Below are 19,437 nucleotides of genomic sequence, written 5' to 3' on the forward strand. Positions count from 1 at the left end.
TGCCCACTTGGTGCTACGGTGATGGCTCCCTGGCAACCCATTTAAGATATCCATATGCAAACTAATTCGATAAATGATCACGAATTACGCGTCGCGTTGGTCACGGGATCCACTTCCGGTATCGGCGCGGCCATTGCACATGCACTTAGCCGGGCAGGCTATGCGGTGGTGATCCATTCGCGAAATTCGGCGGATACCGGACGCGCTATGGTTGCCCAAATGAAGCAGGCTATTTACGTGCAAGCTGATCTTGCTTTAGAAGCTGACAGGGTCAGGCTTATTGAAGAGGCGATCGCCGCGTGGGGGCAGCTCGACGTACTGGTCAATAACGCCGGTATTAGCAAAGTCATTCCCCACGGCGACCTTGCCTCGGCCAACTCGACGGTGTGGCACGAACTTCACGAGGTTAATGTCGTGGCACCGTTCCACCTGGTCGCTTTGGCCGAGTCGGCCTTGCGCGATGCCGCCCGTTACCGTCGAGCAGGTTGCGTCGTAAACATCAGTTCGCATGCCGGTATCCGTCCTAAAGGTGCATCGATTCCCTATGCGGTGAGCAAAGCTGCGCTTAATCACATGACCCGCTTGCTTGCCTTAGAGCTAGGGCCACAAATTCGCGTAAATGCGGTGGCGCCTGGCTTGGTTGACACGCCTCTGACCGCAGAGTGGACAGATGCCCAAGAGTTGTGGCGAACTCGCGCCCCCATGCGCAGGGCCGCTAGCCCGGACGACATCGCAAAAGCTGTTGTAATGCTGGTCGAGTCGGACTACTTGACTGGCGAGATACTCCTGTCAGACGGCGGCTTGAATCTGACCTAGGAATAACGTGCTCCGTTGAAGCCGACTGAGCATCAATCGCCTGATGTCAGCTTTGGGTCGAATGCGCCTCAAGAAAACCGTGATGCTCGCCGATAGCCTCTTTAAGAATGCCAGGGATCGAAGGCGTTTGACCCTGCCAGGCGATTGATCATGCAGCTGCTCCCCTTCCAAAGCCTGCGAACGAAATTCGCGGTCGTTGTCGCGCTCGCCGTGCTGGTCATCACCTGTATCTTCGGCAGTGTCATCGGCGCGTCGGCGATTTCCAGGCAAAAAGAGCAGAGCGGGCATCAGCTGGCGGAATACGCCGCCTCAATGATTGACCGTCTCGATCGTGACATGAATAGCCGCGCCAAGGAGCTTAGCGTGCTGAGCGCACTTGAGGCACTGCGCAACCCGCAGAACGTCGCAGAAGCCCGAAGCCTGCTCAACCACCTCAACGCTCAGTTCCCGAGCTATTCATGGATCGGCCTCACCGACGCCCAAGGCACGGTGGTCGCCTCGACTGGCCGTCTGCTTGAAGGGCTTAGCATCGCGCACCGGCCCGTGTTCATGGAGGGACAGGACAAGACGTTCGTAGGCGACGTGCATGAAGCAGTGATGCTCGCAAAGCTCTTGCCCAACCCATCGGGTGAAGCCATGAAGTTCGTCGATATCAGCATGCCGGTACGGGACAAGGCCGGAAACTTCATCGGCGTACTCGGTACTCACCTGTCTTGGCAGTGGGCGGCAGAAATAGGCCGAACCATGTTCGAGCCATTGAAGAAAAGTCTTCCGGGTGTGGAGTTTTTGGTCATTAGCAAAGACGGCATTGTCTTGCTCGGCCCAAAACAATTGATCGGCAAACCGAGCGAGGCCGGCATTGACCAAAACAGCAACATCCGCTGGACGGTCAGCGAGTGGCAGGATGGCAACACGTACGTGGTGGGGGCCGCCGAAAGCATGGGTATCGATGGTTACCCTGGGCTGGGCTGGACCGTTGTGACGCGTCAGCCCGCAAAAGTCGCTTTTGCCGAGGCAAACGAACTGCGCGCTGAAATCCTGCTGTGGGGCAGTCTATTGTCCATAGCCTTCGCCGTGCTGGGATGGTTCGTGGCAGGCGTCATCACTCGACCACTCAACCAGATCGCCGAGGCGGCCGCGAACCTCTCCGAGGGCGCTGACGTCGACATTCCGCTGGTAAAAGGCAGTCTGGAAGTTGAAAAGCTGAGCATGGTCATTCGGCATCTGGTCGAGAATCTGACGCAAAAGAAGGGTCAGTTGGCGCTCATCAAGGGCGTTGCCTATCGCGACACAGTAACGGGTTTGCCCAACCGTGCTGCGTTGGAAAACTACGTCAAGAGTCTACGAGAAGAACCCGGCCAGCACCCGGCCTTCGGCGTGCTATGCCTGGACCTCGATGGTTTCAAACCCGTGAACGATCGCTTTGGTCATGCTGTTGGGGATGCGCTTCTCCATTCAGTGGGCCTGCGTCTGTCAGCCACCGTGCGCGATGGCGATATTGCAGTCCGCCACGGCGGTGACGAGTTCGTTCTGCTGCTGCTATTGAAAGCAGGAGAGTCACTGGAAAATGTGCAGAGCGCTGCGCAGCGCATCATCAAAACGATTGCAGAACCGGTCACACTCGCGGGCGCGGTGATCAGGATTGGCTGTAGCATTGGTGGCGCAGTGTGGTCCGAGGGAGATTTTGCTAACGCCCTGGCACAGGCCGATGAAGCACTGTATCGGGCCAAACGGGCCGGCAAGTCCCAGGCGCAGTTTTATCCGGCTGGCGAAATGGCAAATGCCTTGACCAGCGAGACCAGAACCGAGGCACTTTAGAACCGCGCCTAGCGAGCGGACTATGGATTAGCGCGCTCACCGGTCAGGGGAAGCCAGGGCATAACGCCCTAGCGGACAGCAGATGTCATTTTTTCTTTTTCGGAGCCTTTTCAGCCTTGTCTGATTTCTTGGCCTTTTCTGGCTTGCTATCAGCTTTTTTTGCAGACTTCTTTGGCTCAGCATCTTTTTTCTTGTCTTTCTTCTCAGAAGACTTCGAAAGGGCCGAGGCCGCAGCTGATTTTTTGGCGGGTGAGGCTTTTTTATCTTTCAAATCCTTGCTCGCCTTCGAAGCTTCACCTTTGCTTTTCTTGTCGTCTTTAGCCACGTTATCCACCTCTCGGAGTGTGCCGGCATTGGCACATGGCCCGTGGGAATGCCCACAAGCTGATCATTAGGCGAATGCTTCCAAAAGCGGTTCAATCTTTTTGATGTGTCGAGTGAGGCTTTGGGCGTTCCGATATCGTTTCCCGGCTCAAGCAATGCCAACGCGAGCAGCAAAGTCAGTTCCCGATCACGGACTCAACTTCCGCTTTGCATTGCAACAACGCCGCCTTCAGTGTTTCGAGGCTTTCATGGAACCGCAGCGCTGGTACCGCGAGGGAAATGGCGTAGTGTTCTGCCAGACCGCTGCGCACGTAGACACCAATCCCGCAAACTCCCCTGGCGTGTTCTTCCTGATCAATCGCAAAACCCTGTGCTCGAGCTAAACGTACATCCTCGATGACAGCCGCTGCGTCGACGAGGGTCAAAGGCGTTCGACGCTCCAGCGGGTCGGTCAGCAGCTGCATCAGGAACTCATCGGAACATGCACTCAGCAGCATCTTTCCATGTGCGGTGCAGTGGATGGGAAAGGCTGTGCCCACAGGCGACACCACTCGTAACTCCTGATCCGACGCATATTGATCGACTGATATGGCATGAAGGCCACGGTAAACCGAGACGTCGACTGTCTCTCTGGTGCGCCGCCCAAGGCTTTCGACATACGGCCGGGCAATCGCGACAACGTCGGTATGCGCAGAGGCCGCCAACCGAACCAAGGCAGGTCCGAGCCGCACGCCATTACTGCCCGTCAGCACCATTTGCTGTGCCTCCAGGGCTGTGACGATTCGGTGAACCGTAGTGCGCGGTAGACCGGACGCTTTGGCAATCTGGCTCAAACTCATCCCTTGACGCTGGTTCTCCAGCGTCTTCAATACTGCGGCGGCCCGCGCAATCACCTGTTTGCCGCCGCTATCAACCTCAGACACCATCATTTACCCCCAGTGTTGTTCATCGATATCCCGTTGACAGCGTGATGATATCCCAAGACCATCTGTTCCGATTAACGGATATAAAATCCACTATACGGACCAGACCTCAATGCAAAAAATCTCCCCCGCAGGTTCTCTTACTCTGCTTGCCGTGGCGTGTCTGACCATAATGGTAGGGTGCGTAATCGTGCCTGGCCTTCCCACCATCGCTCGGCAATTGGGCGTCGAGCACGCCGCCAGCTGGTTGGTCACAGTGCCATCGCTGGGGGTCATCGTATTTGGCGTTTTCGCTGCAAAGCTTATAGAGCGCCTGGGTTTGCACACGGCGCTGTGCGTTGGATTGTTCAGTTACGGATTGCTGGGCGCCGCGGGTTTCATGCTACATGGCGCAATTGCCGTGTTCGCCGACCGCCTCGCGCTTGGGGGCGCTACAGCCCTGATCATGGCGGCCGGCACGGGCCTGATCTCCGAGTTTTATGAGGGTGACGCGCGGCTGGCCATGATTGCCAGGCAAGGCATGTCCATCGAACTGGGCGGTGTGATTTTCCTTTTCATTGGCGGGGTGCTGGCAAGCGCAGGATGGCAGTGGCCGTTTGCGCTATACCTCGTCGCGTGGCTATTTCTGGGCCTGGTCCTGTGGCTCGTACCTCGGCCTGCGCGCAATCATCAGCCAGAAGCAGTCGGCGAGCAGCAAAATCGCATGTCCACTGCGCTCAAAGTCGTGTTCAGCCTGGCGTTGCTGTCGATGATGGTGTTCTTTACCGCCGTGATCATGCTCCCATTGAGGCTGCATGATCTGAACCTCAGCGAAGCCCAGGTCGGGTACTTCCTGTCGTTCACTTCGCTGGTTGCCGTGGGCGCCGCTGCCCTCATGCCCAGAGCGGTACGCAAGCTGGCCGAACAGGCAACACTGGCCACTGCTTTTGGGTTTTACGCCCTGGCACATCTGGCGTTCGCGACCGCAGACGGATTGACGCTCATGGTCGAAGGCGGTCTGTGCCTGGGGATTGGATTCGGTCTGTCCATACCGCTGGTGAATCACATGACGATCGAACAAAGCCATCCGCAGCAGCGCGGCCGCAATCTGGCCTATTTGTCAGTGGCGATCTTTGGTGGCCAGTTCCTGTCTTCGTTTATGGAGTTCATGCCCGGAAATCAGTTAAGGGTATTTGGTTGTGCTTGCATCATCGCCCTGGGGGTGGCGTTGATGCTGTTGTTCGCCCACAAAAAACGCTGGATCAGACTCGCTGCCTGATGCGTTCTTTGTCCTCCAACAGCGGAACCTGAAACAACAGCAGCGCTCATAATCAAGGACAGCGCAACAGCCAGGCAGGTAATCCGCTGAGACCCAAGAATCTGTCCGATCACGACAGATTTTTTTTGAACCCGCCTGAAACCGGTTTCAGGCGGCCTGACTTACCGCTCAATGACCGGATATCGACCCATGATGAAACGTACCGTACCTCTTTCCCTTTCCACGCTGGGCCTTGCCTTGGGGTTGGCTTTCGCCGGTTCATCCGCGTCGGGAGAAACCCTGGACCGCAGCCTTATCCCTGTGGGCTCCTTAGAACAAGTCGCGGCCTTTGAAGGGCCCGGTCCTTCCGGGATAGCCGTTTCGCAAGACGGCAGAACCTTCGTTGGGTTTCCGCGCCATGCCATTGACCATCCCGGCATGACCCTGGCCGAACTGGTGGGCGGCAAACTGGTGCCCTATCCATCAAAGGACGTCAGCGAGCCCTCCTCACTGGGTGATGCTCAGCGGTTGATCTCGGTGCACGGCATGACCCTCGATAGCCAAGGGCGCTTATGGCTCATCGACGACGGCAAGCAGGCCGGGCATGAAGGCATCCAGCCGGGCGCCGCCAAGGTGGTGGGCATCGACCTGCAGACCAACAAAATCTTCGCCTCGGTGGTGCTCAAGGACGCTCTGCTGCAAGACAGCCACATGAATGATTTGCGCATTGACCTTACCCACGGCGCCCAGGGCACTGCCTACGTCGCCGACTCTTCATTCGGCGACAAGCCCGCCATGGTGGTAGTGGACCTGGCGAGCGGCAAGCAACGCCGGGTACTCAGTGCCGATCCCTCGATCGTGGCGCAGAAGGATTTCGTCACTCAACTCGATGGCGTGCCGATGCGCTATGAAGGCAGCAAGACAGTCTTCCCCCACGGTGGCGTGGACAGCCTTGCACTGACGCCCGACGGTTCGAGGCTTTACTACTCGCCCCTGACCAGCCGTCACTTGTGGAGCTTGCCGACGGCTTCTCTCTCAGACTTCAGCCTGAAGGATGCGCAGCTTGCGGCGCAGATCAAAGACGAAGGTGAAAAGGTCATGACCGACGGGATGGACATGGACCGTCAGGGACGCATTTACCTCACTGACGCCGAGCACCATCAGATCCTTCGACGCTGGCCCGACGGACGTCTGGAGGTGGTACTGCGCGACCCTCGTCTGGTGTGGCCTGACGGCATCTTTGTCACTGAGCACTACGTTTACGTCACCCTCGGTCAGTGGGATCGCCTGGGCAAAAATTTCGACACGCGCCGTCCGCCTTATCTGTTGGTTCGCAGCCCGATCGACTCCGTGCCGCAGCTCAATGCGCAGCCTGATTGACCGAATCTACGAACTCCACATCCCGGCACTGGTCTGCGTGATAACAGCCCGCTAGCATGAGCGCCCAAATTGGCCAGGCTTCCAATTGCTGCGCCATCTGCGAATAACCGTCTACACCGATATAAAGTTGGCTTACCAACACACGCTGATTTTTTGCAGGCCCTGCCTGGGCGACTTTTGAGGGATCGTCGCCTTGGCTAACCAACGACTTTGTTCAATCTGAATATGGGAAGCGTACATGGACACACAACCTCCTCAACTCAAGAAAAAAAAGAAACGAAAACACCGCCCCAGCGTGGCGATTGGGTTATGGATCATCAAGCGGCTGGAGAAATTCATCAGTCGCCATTCTGCCGTAGGCAATGCCCCTTTTCTGGATAACGCTTTGTTCCCCTGGACGCAGACACTTGAAGCCAAGTGGCCGGTCATCGTGGAAGAATTAAGTGACTTGCTTAAAGACAGGAACAGCATTCCTAACTTCCAAGACATTTCAAAAGACCAGCGCAGCCTGACCCAGGACGATAACTGGAAGACCTTTTTTCTGCATGGCTATGGCTACAAGATGGAAGCCAACTGCCTGAAATGCCCCCAAACCAGTCAACTGGTCGAGTCGATCCCGGGCATGTTCACTGCGTTCTTCTCAATCCTCAGCCCCGGAAAGCACATCCCTCCTCACCGCGGCCCATACAACGGTTTGCTGCGAACGCACCTGGGCCTGGTGATCCCGGAGCCACGGGAAAATTGCAGGATCATGGTCGGTGATGAGATCCGCCACTGGGAGGCGGGTCAGTGCCTTATTTTCGACGACACTTACCGCCATCAGGTCTGGAATGACACAGACGGCATTCGCGTCGTGCTGTTCCTCGACGTTCAGCGGCCGCTGGATCTTCCCGGACGCGTGCTCAATCGGATCGTGCTTAAATTGATTCAATGGTCGCCCTTCATTCAGGACGCGCGTAAAAACCACCGCGCCTGGGAGCAGGGTTTGCTCAAGTAAACTTAAAGATGATTGTTTCACTTGGCGTAAGACAGCTTTGCATAACGGTAGCTGGCTAACGAAATAGTCGAGTGGTAATTTCACCCCGTCGAATCCGCCGGTTCGATGATGCACACCAAGGTCGCCATCCCGTCTGAGATAACGGGACAGCGGCCTTTTTTATTGCGCGCAATTGTGCGAGCCCCACCGTTCATCGCCGATTACTCTTCTTTATAAAATTTTCCCGTGCACCGACGCGTCACAGATGAAGAGTTGGCAAACAGGCCAACACTTTTACCTTTCAGTTATTTGTGACGAAGAGGCTAACTATATGAATAAGAAAATAGGTTACGCGTTCGCGATGGCCGGATTAACTTGCGTGTTGTCACTGCCGGTAGTGGCGGCAACCAGTGCCAGCCCAAGCGATAACTCGGGTAGCAGCATGAGCAATTCATCATCGTCCTCGGACGCAAAATCATCCGATTCCGAAAAGTCTTCCGAGCCAAGTGGCACTAACGGTGCAAATACCAACGGCACCGCACTTCCAGGCTCAGGCGGTGAAGCCGGAAGCGGCGGAAATTCCAGCCCGGGCAACAAAACACCGTCTGGCGCTGGCTCGAGCTCAAAGAGCACGGGTGGCTAACCCTCCCCGCTGAATCTCTGGTTGCGGCAATTACACCGCTGCATCGGCCTGACCAGACCCGGGCTCTGCCAGTCCCGGGTCAGGTTTCACAGCCAGCCCCGCCTCACAACAACGTCGCCCCAGGCCACTGGGATTTTTCCACCAGCTCACGAACGACATCGCGGATTACCACTCGTACCGCCAATGCTGCGGGCGAGAGTTCGTCGTCAGGCAAGCTTGCCAATAGATTGCGACGTATCAAGTCTCGGTCATGGATTTGCACCACACACAGTCCCGAATCGACCGAACGCGCCGCCGCTGCGCCGGGCTGCAAAGTCGCTGCGATGCCGTGCCTGACAACGTCCATCAACGTCGCAAGCCCATCGATCTCCATGACGACGTTCATGTGCATGCCGGCGGCTTCAAAGGCATTGGCAAGCGTAGATCTCAAGCCGTGGCTGCTGCTGGGCAGTACAAGTGCAATGTCCCTGATCTGCGCAAGGCTGAGACTGTCTCCAGGCGGAACGCCGGGGAATCCTGGCGCATGGAGCAGCGTTACCGCCTCATCGAGTAATGGGATCAACGTCCATCGCCGGGCAATATCGGCCTGGAACAGCACGGCCAAGTCCAACTGCCGGGCGTTTAGCTGGCTGGCCAGATAGCCGGACAACATCTCGACCAGATGCAACTGAATATCAGGATAACGCGCACGCATCGCTGCGATCAGCGGTAAGGCCAGCACGCTGGCAGTGGTTGGCGCCAGACCGACGCTGACATAGCCGCGCATGCGTCCCCGTTGTGCGGCTTGTATTGCGGCATCGGCCTGACGCAGGGTCAATTGCGCGTGATGCAGAAAGGCCAAACCAGCAGCGGTCGGTGTGACACCGGTGGAGGTCCGGTTGAGCAGACGCGTGGCCAACTCGTCCTCAAGCTTGCTCATCTGTTGGCTTAACGCGGAGGTGCCAACATTGAGTTCAAGCGCTGCACGACCCAGGCTGGTCATCTCGACCACTTTGACGAAATAGCGAAGTTGACGCAGTTCCACAGCGCTTCCTTGAGTGGGATCAGCGGCCAGCTTCGGCGTTAACCACCTGACTTGCAAGCCATCACACCCTACGCGCGAAAAGCGATTCGCAGTCGCCACTGACCCTTTACTAAAACTAAAGCCCCCTCACCCGAAACCGTCTTTCGCCCCGCTCTGCGTGCCATTAACGTGAGCCCACCTATCCGCTGCAATCAAGTGCGCTGCGGTGAACCGAGGAGCAATGATGATTGATGTGTTGGTGATCGGCGGCGGTAACGCGGCACTGTGCGCAGCGTTGATGGCACGCGAAGCCGGCGCCAGTGTGATGCTGCTGGAAGGCTCACCCAAGGTTTGGCGCGGCGGCAACTCGCAGCACACCCGCAACCTGCGGTGCATGCACGATGCTCCTCAGGATGTGTTGATCCAAACGTATCCGGAAGAGGAATACTGGCAGGACTTGCTCAAGGTAACGGGCGGGCTGACCGATGAAAAACTGGCGCGCATCGCCATCCGCGCTTCATCCACCTGCCGCGACTGGATGCGCTCCCACGGCGTGCACTTTCAGCCGCCGCTGTCCGGCGCACTGCACGTAGCGCGCACCAACGCGTTTTTCATGGGCGGCGGCAAAGCCTTGATCAACGCCTACTTTCGCAGCGCCGAACGTCTGGGCATACACATTCGCTACGACGCGCAGGTCACTGATATCGAGCTTGATGACGGGCGTTTCATCGCCGCACATATCGGCGAGCGCGAGGTGAATGGACAGCATCTGCCCGCAGAACGAATTCAGGCACGCGCCTGCGTCATGGCCGCCGGGGGTTTCGAGTCTAACCGGGAGTGGTTGCGCGAAGCCTGGGGCCAGAACGAGCGCGGCGAATGGCCTTCGGACAATTTTCTGATTCGCGGTACGCGTTTCAATACCGGTGTCTTGCTGCGGCGCATGCAGGACCTGAGGGCCGACATCATCGGCGACCCGACCCAGGCGCACATGGTCGCCATCGACGCCCGCGCCCCGCTGTATGACGGCGGCATCTGTACGCGCATCGATTGCGTGTCGCTGGGTGTGGTGGTCAATCGCGATGGCGTGCGGTTCTACGATGAAGGCGAGGATTTCTGGCCCAAGCGATACGCCATCTGGGGTCGGTTGGTGGCCGGTCAACCCAATCAGCAGGCGTACTCGATCATCGATCAGCAAGCGATCGGCCGCTTCATGCCGCCGGTTTTCCCCGGGACCAAAGCCGACACGCTAGCAGAACTGGCGCGTCTGCTTGATCTTCCGCCAGCCACCTTCGTGAAAACCGTCGAGGACTACAACCGGGCGTGTCAGGTGGGCACGTTTGACCACACTGCGCTTGATGACTGCCACACCGAAGGGCTGACGCCGGCCAAGACTCACTGGGCGCGGCCATTGGTCAAACCACCGTTCTACGCCTACCCGCTCAAGCCCGGCGTGACCTTCACCTATCTGGGCCTTGCGACCGACGAAACCGCTGCCGTTCATTTTCAGGGCAAGCCCAGTCCCAACCTGTTCGTGGCCGGGGAAATGATGGCTGGCAACGTACTGGGCAAGGGTTATACCGCGGGCATCGGCATGGCCATCGGCACCGCGTTTGGCCGCATTGCCGGTGTGCAGGCTGCCGCCAGCGCCGGGTTCAGTCCTTCTTTTGCCAACACGGAAACTCGACATGCAACTGTTTGATCCTCAGGCACCCAGCGCTTTGATCCCGGTCCTCAATCTGCAGGAGAGCGAAGTCGAGCGGCAGATGACCATCTGCAATGCCTGCCGCTACTGCGAAGGGTTCTGCGCGGTTTTCCCCGCCATGACCCGACGTCTGGAATTCGGTCAGGCCGACATTCATTACCTGGCTAACCTTTGCCACAACTGCGGCGCCTGCCTGTCGGCGTGCCAATACGCAGCGCCCCATGAGTTTGCGGTCAATGTGCCCAAAGCCATGGCCAAGGTACGCCTGGAGACCTACGCCGAATACGCCTGGCCGCAAGCGCTGGGCAAACTTTATCAGCGCAACGGCCTGACCCTGGCGTTGGCGTCCGGTGGCGGTCTGGCGCTGTTTCTGTGCCTGACGCTGATGATCATGGGTAACCTGTTCACGGCAATGCCCGGCGGCAATTTCTACGGGATTTTCCCACACAACACGCTGGCCCTGATGTTCGGTGCGGTGTTTGGCTTCGCGGTGCTTTCCTTAGGCATCGGAGTCAGGCGTTTCTGGCGCAGTGTCTCGCCCGCCCAATCGCCGTTGCCGCTCAAAGCCAGCGCTGCGCTTGAGGCCACCGCAAATGTCGCGCAGCTCACCTATCTGGACGGCGGGCACGGCGAAGGCTGCAACAATGCCGATGACGAATTTACGCTGTGGCGTCGTCGTTTCCACCACTTCACGTTCTACGGTTTCATGCTGTGCTTTGCCGCCACCCTGACCGCCACGCTGTACCACTTCCTGCTGGACTGGTCAGCGCCCTACCCGGTTTTCAGCCTGCCGGTGATGCTCGGCATCTTTGGGGGCATTGGCCTGTTGGTCGGCCCGGCCGGATTGCTGTGGATGAACCTGCGCCGCAATCCAGAGCAAGGCGACGAAAAGCAGAAACCCATGGACCGTGGCTTTATCGCGCTGTTGCTGCTGGTCAGCGCCAGTGGCCTGGCTTTGCTCGCCTGGCGCGAGAGCCCTGCCTTGGGCCTGCTGCTCGCCATACATCTGGGCCTGGTGATGGGGTTTTTCCTGACCATGCCCTACAGCAAGTTCGCCCATGGCATTTTCCGTAGCGCCGCATTGCTTAAATACAGCATCGAAAAACGCCAGCCCAATCCGATCAACGCTGGCAGCGACTGACCCGCGCTGCACCGTTTCCCATTCATCCCGATAACAATAAAGAGTGCTGACCACGCCATGATGAACACAACCCCCGAACACTCGCGATCACGCGCCGCAAAGTTTGGCGCGATCATAAGAGTCACCAGCGGCAACTTTCTCGAACAGTTTGACTTCTTTCTGTTCGGGTTCTACGCCACCTATATCGCCCAGACGTTCTTCCCCGCCACCAGCGAGTTCGCCTCGTTGATGATGACCTTTGCGGTCTTCGGCTCGGGCTTTCTGATGCGTCCGCTGGGAGCCATCGTGCTCGGCGCTTACATCGATAAAGTGGGCCGTCGCAAAGGGTTGATCGTCACGCTGTCGATCATGGCCTGCGGCACGGTACTCATCGCATTGGTGCCGGGTTATGCCAGCATTGGCGTGGCGGCTCCGATACTGGTGTTGCTCGGCCGCTTGCTGCAGGGCTTTTCGGCAGGCGCTGAACTGGGCGGCGTTTCGGTGTATCTGGCAGAAATCGCAACCCCGGGCCGCACCGGCTTCTACACCAGTTGGCAGTCTGCCAGCCAGCAGATCGCGATCATCCTCGCCGCTGCGCTGGGCTACGGCATAAGCACCTACATGCAGGCCAGCGAAATCGCCGCGTGGGGCTGGCGCATCCCGTTTTTCATCGGCTGCATCATCATCCCGTTTATCTTCATGATCCGCCGTTCACTGCAGGAAACCGAGGCGTTCAAGGCGCGCGCCCATCACCCCAGCACCCGCGAAGTCTTTCGCTCCATGCGCGATAACTGGCGCACGGTATTGGCCGGCGGCTTGCTGGCCTCAATGACCACCACCACCTTTTACCTGATCACGGTCTACACGCCGACCTTCGGCAGGACAGTGCTGCACCTGAGCACCACGGACAGTCTGGTGGTGACGCTGTTTGTGGGACTGACCAACTTCATCTGGCTGCCCATTGGCGGCGCGCTGTCCGATCGCATCGGTCGGCGTCCCTTGCTGCTGGGCATTTCCATGCTGTGCATCCTGACCGCCTACCCCGCCATGCACTGGCTGGCCGCAGGGGCGAGTTTCGAGCGACTGCTGATAGTGCTGCTCTACTTCTCGTTTTTCTTCGGCGTCTACAACGGCGCCATGGTGCCGGCCCTCACCGAGGTCATGCCTCAGGAAGTGCGAGTGGTAGGGTTCTCGTTGGCGTTCAGCCTGGCGACTGCCGTGTTCGGCGGTTTTACCCCGGCAATGTCGACATTCCTGGTGCAGGCCACCGGTGACAAAGCTTCTCCGGCGTACTGGCTGATGTTTGCAGCGGTGTGTGGATTTTCGGCGACCCTGGTCCTCTATCGGCAACGTCGTTCAATGTCGGCCGAGGCTTTATAAAACAGCGCTCAGGTCAGGCGTTCACGTTGCCGGCTCGCACGCGCATCCAAGTGCGAGCCGGCAGTGCGTCAGATAGCCCAACATGGCGAACGAAAAAACTATTCACCCCATTGGACTTTTATCCTCAAGAGGCCTCAAACCCATGAGATAACCTTCTTACTTCCCTTCCCCCGCTAGCTGACTTCAGCTCAGGACTGACAATGACCTTTTTTATTTTCCTTCTAGCCTGTGGTGCCGCAGCGAGCACCGGCATCATTTTCAAACCTGGTCATTGGTACAACACCCTCGTCAAACCCGGCTTCACCCCTCCTAATTGGTTGTTTCCCGTCGCCTGGTCGATTATTTATCTGCTGCTTGCCTGGGCCGGGTATCGCTTGACGGTCTTGCCCGAGAGCCAAGTCCTGCTGGCGTTATGGGCTGCGCAGATTGCCCTCAACACGCTGTGGACCCCGGTGTTTTTCGGCGCACACCGTATTCGGACCAGTATGGTCATCCTTGGGCTGCTCTGGCTGGTTGTCGCGGTCATGGTGGTGATGGCGTTGCGTCTGGACGTCGTGACAGGCTTGATCCTGCTGCCTTATTTGCTGTGGCTGTCGGTGGCCGCCGCATTGAATTTCTCGATCGTGCGCAATAATCCAGCCTCGTGAGTTCCGCTTTGCACACTGAAGATAAACCCGGCTGCGACCATCTCCCGAATCTCACGGCTCGGGAGGTCTGTCAGGTATTGCGAGAGGTTACGTTCGAACGCAGCGCCATGAACGTAGCACCTCGTTCGCCCTTGGATGAGGCCGACACCGGCGCCGTGATCGCGGACGTCGATGGCTGGCGCATCACGATTTACAGCGAATCCGATAGCCTGGCTTACTGCGCAGCGTGCGTCAGTCCGCAGGGTCGGCGGTGGTCGTTCGAACCGGGTGATCGGCGTGATACAAACCCTGTCGCTCTGCTCTCAACCTGGGAGCACACGACACTGGATCGGCTGTTGAAATCACTGTGAATTGCTTCACTGGACTTGCCCAGTGCGTTAAACGCATGCCCTCGCCACCCTGCCGCGCGCCAAGGGCCGGGCAAGGCTGAGCAATCCCAGCAATGCCATCGCGGCGCCCACCCAAAGCGGCGCCCGCAACCCATAACCTGCATCGATCGCGGTACCGCCCGCCCAACTGCCCAACGCCAGGCCTGCGGTGATCACTGACGTGTGCAACGTATTGACCAGTGCGCCGGGCTCGGCAGCCCTCATCACCCGCGCCACCATGGCCGGGTTCAGCGCCACACCGGTGAAGCCGATTGCAATGAAACAGATCAGGTTCAGCCAGCGCTGCTCGCCCGCCAGAGCAAAGCCGGCCAAGGCCAACACCAGAAGGGCCAATCCCCAACCCAGCACAGGGAGGGTGTGACGATCGGCAACGCGGCCCACGAACATGTTGCCCAACAGATTCGCTACCCCATAGAGCGCAAGCAACGGCGCAACCTGGCTCGGCGCGATGCCGACCTCATGGATCAGAATCGGGGTGCAATAACTGAACGCGGCGAAGGTCGCGCCGATGATCAGGCCGCTAGTGAGATAGGCGGCCCAGAGGCTTCGGTTCTTCACGGTGTCCCACTGCCGACGCAACGCGGGCTCATTGGCAGCCTGCCCCACAGGCAAACGCGTTGCAGCGAGCGCGGTGCAGATCAGTGCAAGCGCGACCACCAGCCAGGAGCTCGCACGCCAGCCGAAATGCTGCTCCACCCATGCGGTCATGGGCACCCCGGCCACTGGCGATAACATAAGCCCGGCCAACACCACCGAGACTGCCCTGCCCCGGCTTTGCGGTGCTACGAGCCCGGCGCAGATCGTCATGCACAAACCGATGCAGGCCGCGCTCGCCACCCCCATCAGAATTCGCGCCACCACCAGCACGGTATAGGTTGGTGCAGCAGCGGCCAGAACGGCGGCTGCCACATAAAACGCCAGCAGCCCGACCAGTGCATGTTTGTTGCGCACTCCACGGGAAAGCAGCAGCACGGTAACGGGCGGACCGCCCAGCGCCATCCCCAGTGCGTAATAGGCAATGAGATTACCCACTTGCGCCAGACTCACCGAAAACGCATCGGCCAACGCGGGCATGATCCCGGCAACCATGAATTCAGCGGTGACCAACGAAAAGATCGTCGCCCCCAGCAGGTAAACGGTAGGCGGCAGTTTGGAGCGGCTGGTCATGAGCGTCTCAGTCAGAAAAGGCCCGCCACCGTAGGCAACGTTGACCGTGTAGTCAAATAACGGTTGAGCACAGGGTCATGTCGATGGGGCGTTCGACGTTCCCGAGCGGGGTCAAGCCAAGGGCGGCACGATCTGTGCTCGCGTTACATAACGGCCCTTTCGTTTATCAACCGGCCAATGAATGATCGATGAAGGAAGCATGATGCTGATTGCCCATTTATCTGACCCCCACATCCGCCCGCATGGCGCGCTGTATCAGGGCCTTGTCGATTCAAACGCCATGTTTGAGCGCGCTGTAGAACGCCTGAATTCGCTGCGACCGCGTCCCGATGTCGTCATCATCACGGGCGATCTGGTAGATGAGGGAATGGTCGCCGAATATGAGATGGCCAGTTCGCTGCTGGCGGCAATCAGTCAACCGCTGCTGATGATTCCCGGCAACCACGATGACCGGGCACTGTTGCGCGCGACATTTACCCAGGACATGCCGGGCCAGAGCGAAGCACCGTTGCACTTCATTGCCGCAGAGCTTGGGCAGGTGCGCATCATCGGCCTGGACATCACCGTCCCGGGCGAACATCACGGCGACATGGACGAAGCCGCGTGCGACTGGCTTGAGGCCGCACTGGCCAAGGAGCCGACTCGCCCTACCCTGATCATGCTGCACCAACCGCCATTTTTGAGCGGTATCCCTTACATCGACATCTACGCGTGCCGCAACGGCCAGCGGCTGGCCCGAATCATCGAGCGGTATCCCGCTGTCGAGCGAGTCGTGTGCGGGCACATCCACCGATCAATGCAACTGCGCTTCGGTGGCACCGTGCTCTGTACCGCGCCCAGCACCACCACCGCGATTGCGTTGCGCCTGGATGCAAACGCCGAAGAGGCTTCTTACCTGGAACCGCCTGCGCTGCTGTTGCACCACTGGAAACCCGATACCGGCCTGATTACCCACTGGGTGCCGATCGGGGATTTTCCGGGGCCGATGGCTTTTGCGTGAGTGTGGGCGTTTCGCTTCCAACGGTGCAGGCGGATTGCTGAATCCCGAAGCGTGCCGTTCAGCAGACGTCTGACTTACCTTGGCGCCCCGGTTCTGGCGCCAGTGCCGCAACGGCCTCGACCTCAATCAACATCCCATCCAGCGCCAGGCGAGGCACGGGAATAAGAGTGCAAACAGGTCTCATCGAGGCGCCCCAGGCTCGATCCATTTCCGCTACCCAATGGCGCAGTTTCTCCTCGGAATGATCGACGATCAGTAACGTCAGTTTGAACACCTGATCCAGATCAGCCCCTCTGGACTGCAACCCCGTCCTTACGTTGGCAAGCGCCTGTCTGGCTTGCTGCGAGAAATCGGCAGACAGCCGTCCTTCGCGATCATCCCCGCCTTGCCCTGCGAGGAATATTAGCCGGGCACGTGGATGCAACTCGGCCACATGAGAGTAACCATTGGCGGACGGATCGTACAAACCCTGGGGATTGGACAGCTGGAAAGCCGACTCGAATGACTGAGACATGCGCGGACTCCTCGGGAAAGAATGCGCAGTCTCATACCTCTACTTAAGTGCAGGTCAAGCGTGTTTTCAAACTTACACGCCACGCCCCAGAACGCTTTGCAGAAAGCTTCGTGTGCGACCCTCCTTAGGTGTGGTGAACAATTGCGCAGGGGGCGCTGCTTCGACAATGGCGCCTTTGTCCATCACCACGACGACATCCGCCACCTCTCGGGCAAAGCCCATTTCGTGGGTGACGATAATCATCGTCATGCCTTCTGCGGCCAGGGTTTTCATGACCTGCAATACTTCGCCCACCAATTCAGGGTCCAGCGCCGAGGTTGGCTCGTCGAACAGCATCACTTTCGGGTCCATGGCCAATGCCCGGGCAATCGCTACCCGTTGCTTCTGGCCGCCGGACAAGGTGCCGGGAAACACGCCCGCTTTGTGCGCCAGCCCGACCTTTTCCAGCAACCGCATGCCTTGCTCGTTCGCCTCATGGCGGGACGTGTTGCGCAGGGCCATGGGCGCCATCGTGATGTTGTCCAGCACGCTCAGGTGCGGAAATAGATTGAACGACTGAAACACCATGCCCACTTCACTGCGCAGCGCGTCCAGCTTGGCTTCGGACATCATGCGACCGTCTTCGACAACGGTATGACCACAGGCACGCAGCGTGCCGCCTTCAGCCGTTTCCAATCCGTTCATGCAGCGCAGGAACGTGCTCTTGCCCGAGCCACTGGGGCCGATGACCACGACCACCTGACTGGCTTCTACGGTGAAGTCGATGTTGTGCAGCACCTGATTGCTGCCGAAGGATTTGCTCAGATTCTTGATGTCGATAATCACGTCAGTCATCAGACTCTCCCGTCGGCGCGCAGCATTTTCTCAGTGCGGCGCAGGATCAATGTCGTGGTCCCGGTCAGCACCAGATAGATGAACGCAATGGCCAGATACACTTCCAGCGAGCGGTAGGAGACGCTGATGATTTTCTCGCCCTCGTGCATCACGTCAGCGATGGTCAGCAGCGACACCAGTGCCGAGTTTTTGATCAGCGCGATGAATTCGTTACCCAATGCAGGGATCATGCGCACGAAGGCTTGAGGCAACACCACTTTGCGCATCGCCATTTTGTACGGCAGGCCCAGGGAGCGAGCGGCCTCCATCTGGCCTTTTTCCACCGACTGGATCGAGCCGCGCACAATCTCCGAGACGTACGCTGCGCTGTAGATCCCCAAGCCGAAGATCCCGCACACGTATGCAGGCAACTGAATGCCGAAGTGCGGCAAGCCGAAGAACAGGATGAACAGCTGCACCAGCAACGGCGTGCCGCGCACCAGCGTCAGGTAAGTGGTGCAAAAGCCGTAAATCAACCTGTGCTTGGGATTCAGGCGGCCCAGCCCGATCAACAAGCCCAGCACGCAACCCAGTACCAGGGCGGCTGCGGTGATTTCGATGGTAATCAAGGTGCCGGAAGCAAGCGCGCGCCAACCGTCCCAGACCGGGGAGAAATCGAGGTCCATGGTGTACTCCGCTTATTCGTTGCGATGAAGAGTTACGGGCAGCACATTCGGTTTGCAGCGTCCGGCACCGTAGCGCCAGACGCTAGCAACCAGATCACTCTGCGCTGGTGCCGAACCATTTTTGCGTCAAGGCGGCGTATTCACCGTTGCTGCGCAGGGTTTGCAACGCCTTGTTCATCTGCTGTTGCAGCTCGGGTTCGCTCTTGCGCACTGCGAAACCATACAGCTCAGTGGTCAGGCCCTGATCGAGCACCCGCACTTTGGGCTGGGACTTGGCGTACTCGACGGCGGCCGGCCGACCGGTAACGGCGGCGTTGACGCGGCCAATGGTCAGCAGGTCAAACATCGCCTGGTTCTTCTCGACTTCAACGACTTCTACTGCCGGGTAGTTGTTTTTCAAGAAGTCGATGGACTTGGTGCCCACCTGTGCGGTGACTTTCTTGCCCGCCACCAGATCCGCCGGCACGTTGATGCTGGTGTCATCCTTGAGCGCCAGAACCGCCAGGCCACCCCGGTAGTAAGAGTCGGTGAAATTGACGACTTTGCTGCGCTCCTCGGTCATGTAGATCGCCGAGGCTGCGACGTCGAAGCGGTTGGATATCAGGCCGGGAATCAAGCCTTTAAAGCCGATGTCGACCCATTCCACTTTTTTGTTCATCTGCTTGCCAATCGCTTCAATCAGTTCGATGTCGAAGCCGGTGCGTTTACCGTCTTGAACAAACTCCATCGGCGGGAAAGTGGCATCGGTGCCCACACGAATCACATCATCGGCGGCCTGCGCTGAGGTGCCGATCAACGTAGCAAGAGCGAGCGCTGCAACAATAGGGCTGAACAACTTCAAAACTTTCATTACGTGTTCCTTCGGCAAGGGTAAGTCCTGAGTCGACTCAGGGCATTGA

20 protein-coding genes are annotated in these 19,437 nt (G+C 58.5%); 11 read left to right on the top strand and 9 right to left on the bottom strand.

Going from position 1 to position 19,437, the window contains the following annotated elements:
• Positions 1-54 precede the first annotated feature (54 nt).
• Both ACWKWM_RS21040 and ACWKWM_RS21045 read left to right on the top strand, forming a co-directional pair.
• Positions 55-816 (top strand): SDR family NAD(P)-dependent oxidoreductase, encoded by a 762-nt coding sequence (locus ACWKWM_RS21040; RefSeq protein ID WP_483847984.1) that lies wholly within the window; start codon positions 55-57, stop codon positions 814-816.
• A gap of 150 nt (positions 817-966) precedes the next feature.
• A complete protein-coding gene (locus tag ACWKWM_RS21045) occupies positions 967-2,634 on the top strand; it encodes a GGDEF domain-containing protein (RefSeq protein WP_483847985.1) in 1,668 nt (555 codons plus the stop codon).
• An 85-nt stretch (positions 2,635-2,719) separates the two neighbouring features.
• Here the strand turns inward: ACWKWM_RS21045 and ACWKWM_RS21050 are convergent, their stop codons facing one another.
• Together ACWKWM_RS21050 and ACWKWM_RS21055 are read right to left on the bottom strand one after the other, a co-directional pair.
• Entirely contained in the window at positions 2,720-2,968 is a 249-nt protein-coding gene (locus tag ACWKWM_RS21050) for a hypothetical protein (RefSeq protein WP_483847986.1), read from the bottom strand.
• Between the two features lie 166 nt (positions 2,969-3,134).
• Positions 3,135-3,887, bottom strand: a complete 753-nt coding sequence (locus tag ACWKWM_RS21055) for an IclR family transcriptional regulator (RefSeq protein ID WP_483847987.1) — start codon at positions 3,885-3,887, stop codon at positions 3,135-3,137.
• A gap of 106 nt (positions 3,888-3,993) precedes the next feature.
• Between ACWKWM_RS21055 and ACWKWM_RS21060 the strand changes: the two genes are divergently transcribed.
• The 3 genes from ACWKWM_RS21060 to ACWKWM_RS21070 all read left to right on the top strand — a co-directional run bounded on the left by ACWKWM_RS21060 (position 3,994) and on the right by ACWKWM_RS21070 (position 7,495).
• Complete coding sequence (locus ACWKWM_RS21060) at positions 3,994-5,139, top strand: MFS transporter (protein ID WP_483847988.1); 1,146 nt, start codon at positions 3,994-3,996, stop codon at positions 5,137-5,139.
• Between the two features lie 189 nt (positions 5,140-5,328).
• Positions 5,329-6,498 (top strand): SMP-30/gluconolactonase/LRE family protein, encoded by a 1,170-nt coding sequence (locus ACWKWM_RS21065; RefSeq protein ID WP_483847989.1) that lies wholly within the window; start codon positions 5,329-5,331, stop codon positions 6,496-6,498.
• A 238-nt stretch (positions 6,499-6,736) separates the two neighbouring features.
• On the top strand, positions 6,737-7,495 hold the full coding sequence (locus tag ACWKWM_RS21070) for an aspartyl/asparaginyl beta-hydroxylase domain-containing protein (RefSeq protein ID WP_483847990.1): 759 nt from the start codon (positions 6,737-6,739) through the stop codon (positions 7,493-7,495).
• A gap of 327 nt (positions 7,496-7,822) precedes the next feature.
• On the opposite strand, the gene ACWKWM_RS21075 is transcribed toward ACWKWM_RS21070, so the two are convergent.
• Both ACWKWM_RS21075 and ACWKWM_RS21080 read right to left on the bottom strand, forming a co-directional pair.
• On the bottom strand, positions 7,823-8,107 hold the full coding sequence (locus ACWKWM_RS21075; RefSeq protein ID WP_483847991.1) for a hypothetical protein: 285 nt from the start codon (positions 8,105-8,107) through the stop codon (positions 7,823-7,825).
• 113 nt (positions 8,108-8,220) lie between these two features.
• Positions 8,221-9,141 carry a LysR family transcriptional regulator gene (locus tag ACWKWM_RS21080; protein ID WP_483847992.1) on the bottom strand — a complete coding sequence of 307 codons (921 nt, stop codon included), beginning with the start codon at positions 9,139-9,141 and terminating at the stop codon, positions 8,221-8,223.
• Positions 9,142-9,364: 223 nt separating this feature from the next.
• Between ACWKWM_RS21080 and tcuA the strand changes: the two genes are divergently transcribed.
• The 5 genes from tcuA (at position 9,365) to ACWKWM_RS21105 (ending at position 14,319) form a co-directional block, all read left to right on the top strand.
• Positions 9,365-10,819 carry an FAD-dependent tricarballylate dehydrogenase TcuA gene (gene tcuA / locus ACWKWM_RS21085; RefSeq protein WP_483847993.1) on the top strand — a complete coding sequence of 485 codons (1,455 nt, stop codon included), beginning with the start codon at positions 9,365-9,367 and terminating at the stop codon, positions 10,817-10,819.
• Positions 10,806-11,963: a tricarballylate utilization 4Fe-4S protein TcuB gene (tcuB, locus tag ACWKWM_RS21090; RefSeq protein ID WP_483847994.1), complete on the top strand. Its 1,158-nt coding sequence runs from the start codon at positions 10,806-10,808 to the stop codon at positions 11,961-11,963. Before tcuA ends, tcuB begins: the two co-directional genes overlap by 14 nt.
• A 57-nt stretch (positions 11,964-12,020) precedes the next feature.
• Positions 12,021-13,322, top strand: coding sequence for a tricarballylate/proton symporter TcuC (tcuC, locus tag ACWKWM_RS21095; protein ID WP_483847995.1), 1,302 nt, complete (start codon positions 12,021-12,023; stop codon positions 13,320-13,322).
• A 200-nt stretch (positions 13,323-13,522) separates the two neighbouring features.
• On the top strand, positions 13,523-13,969 hold the full coding sequence (tspO, locus tag ACWKWM_RS21100) for a tryptophan-rich sensory protein TspO (protein WP_483847996.1): 447 nt from the start codon (positions 13,523-13,525) through the stop codon (positions 13,967-13,969).
• Positions 13,966-14,319, top strand: a complete 354-nt coding sequence (locus ACWKWM_RS21105; protein ID WP_483847997.1) for a DUF7693 family protein — start codon at positions 13,966-13,968, stop codon at positions 14,317-14,319. Before tspO ends, ACWKWM_RS21105 begins: the two co-directional genes overlap by 4 nt.
• Positions 14,320-14,346: 27 nt before the next feature.
• Here ACWKWM_RS21105 and ACWKWM_RS21110 read toward each other — a convergent pair whose 3' ends face one another.
• On the bottom strand, positions 14,347-15,525 hold the full coding sequence (locus ACWKWM_RS21110) for an MFS transporter (RefSeq protein ID WP_483847998.1): 1,179 nt from the start codon (positions 15,523-15,525) through the stop codon (positions 14,347-14,349).
• A gap of 199 nt (positions 15,526-15,724) precedes the next feature.
• Between ACWKWM_RS21110 and ACWKWM_RS21115 the strand changes: the two genes are divergently transcribed.
• On the top strand, positions 15,725-16,525 hold the full coding sequence (locus ACWKWM_RS21115; protein WP_483847999.1) for a phosphodiesterase: 801 nt from the start codon (positions 15,725-15,727) through the stop codon (positions 16,523-16,525).
• A 58-nt stretch (positions 16,526-16,583) separates the two neighbouring features.
• On the opposite strand, the gene ACWKWM_RS21120 is transcribed toward ACWKWM_RS21115, so the two are convergent.
• The 4 genes from ACWKWM_RS21120 to ACWKWM_RS21135 form a co-directional block, all read right to left on the bottom strand.
• Positions 16,584-17,039: a RidA family protein gene (locus tag ACWKWM_RS21120; protein WP_483848000.1), complete on the bottom strand. Its 456-nt coding sequence runs from the start codon at positions 17,037-17,039 to the stop codon at positions 16,584-16,586.
• A gap of 72 nt (positions 17,040-17,111) precedes the next feature.
• Positions 17,112-17,873, bottom strand: a complete 762-nt coding sequence (locus ACWKWM_RS21125; RefSeq protein WP_483848001.1) for an amino acid ABC transporter ATP-binding protein — start codon at positions 17,871-17,873, stop codon at positions 17,112-17,114.
• Positions 17,873-18,538 (bottom strand): amino acid ABC transporter permease, encoded by a 666-nt coding sequence (locus ACWKWM_RS21130; RefSeq protein ID WP_483848002.1) that lies wholly within the window; start codon positions 18,536-18,538, stop codon positions 17,873-17,875. Before ACWKWM_RS21130 ends, ACWKWM_RS21125 begins: the two co-directional genes overlap by 1 nt.
• Before the next feature lie 94 nt (positions 18,539-18,632).
• Entirely contained in the window at positions 18,633-19,388 is a 756-nt protein-coding gene (locus ACWKWM_RS21135; RefSeq protein ID WP_483848003.1) for a transporter substrate-binding domain-containing protein, read from the bottom strand.
• Between the last annotated feature and the right edge of the window lie 49 nt (positions 19,389-19,437).

The organism is Pseudomonas rosaeacicularis (assembly GCF_057128745.1).

Excerpts from the sequence above, each read along its gene's own strand:
- ACWKWM_RS21120 (WP_483848000.1), bottom strand. The coding sequence starts at position 17,039 with ATGTCTCAGTCATTCGAGTCGGCTTTCCAGCTGTCCAATCCCCAGGGT.
- ACWKWM_RS21130 (WP_483848002.1), bottom strand. The coding sequence starts at position 18,538 with ATGGACCTCGATTTCTCCCCGGTCTGGGACGGTTGGCGCGCGCTTGCT.
- ACWKWM_RS21065 (WP_483847989.1), top strand. The coding sequence starts at position 5,329 with ATGATGAAACGTACCGTACCTCTTTCCCTTTCCACGCTGGGCCTTGCC.
- ACWKWM_RS21110 (WP_483847998.1), bottom strand. The coding sequence starts at position 15,525 with ATGACCAGCCGCTCCAAACTGCCGCCTACCGTTTACCTGCTGGGGGCG.
- tspO (WP_483847996.1), top strand. The coding sequence starts at position 13,523 with ATGACCTTTTTTATTTTCCTTCTAGCCTGTGGTGCCGCAGCGAGCACC.
- ACWKWM_RS21115 (WP_483847999.1), top strand. The coding sequence starts at position 15,725 with ATGATGCTGATTGCCCATTTATCTGACCCCCACATCCGCCCGCATGGC.
- tcuB (WP_483847994.1), top strand. The coding sequence starts at position 10,806 with ATGCAACTGTTTGATCCTCAGGCACCCAGCGCTTTGATCCCGGTCCTC.
- ACWKWM_RS21040 (WP_483847984.1), top strand. The coding sequence starts at position 55 with ATGCAAACTAATTCGATAAATGATCACGAATTACGCGTCGCGTTGGTC.
- ACWKWM_RS21045 (WP_483847985.1), top strand. The coding sequence starts at position 967 with ATGCAGCTGCTCCCCTTCCAAAGCCTGCGAACGAAATTCGCGGTCGTT.
- tcuC (WP_483847995.1), top strand. The coding sequence starts at position 12,021 with ATGATGAACACAACCCCCGAACACTCGCGATCACGCGCCGCAAAGTTT.
- ACWKWM_RS21055 (WP_483847987.1), bottom strand. The coding sequence starts at position 3,887 with ATGATGGTGTCTGAGGTTGATAGCGGCGGCAAACAGGTGATTGCGCGG.
- tcuA (WP_483847993.1), top strand. The coding sequence starts at position 9,365 with ATGATTGATGTGTTGGTGATCGGCGGCGGTAACGCGGCACTGTGCGCA.
- ACWKWM_RS21125 (WP_483848001.1), bottom strand. The coding sequence starts at position 17,873 with ATGACTGACGTGATTATCGACATCAAGAATCTGAGCAAATCCTTCGGC.
- ACWKWM_RS21060 (WP_483847988.1), top strand. The coding sequence starts at position 3,994 with ATGCAAAAAATCTCCCCCGCAGGTTCTCTTACTCTGCTTGCCGTGGCG.
- ACWKWM_RS21070 (WP_483847990.1), top strand. The coding sequence starts at position 6,737 with ATGGACACACAACCTCCTCAACTCAAGAAAAAAAAGAAACGAAAACAC.
- ACWKWM_RS21135 (WP_483848003.1), bottom strand. The coding sequence starts at position 19,388 with ATGAAAGTTTTGAAGTTGTTCAGCCCTATTGTTGCAGCGCTCGCTCTT.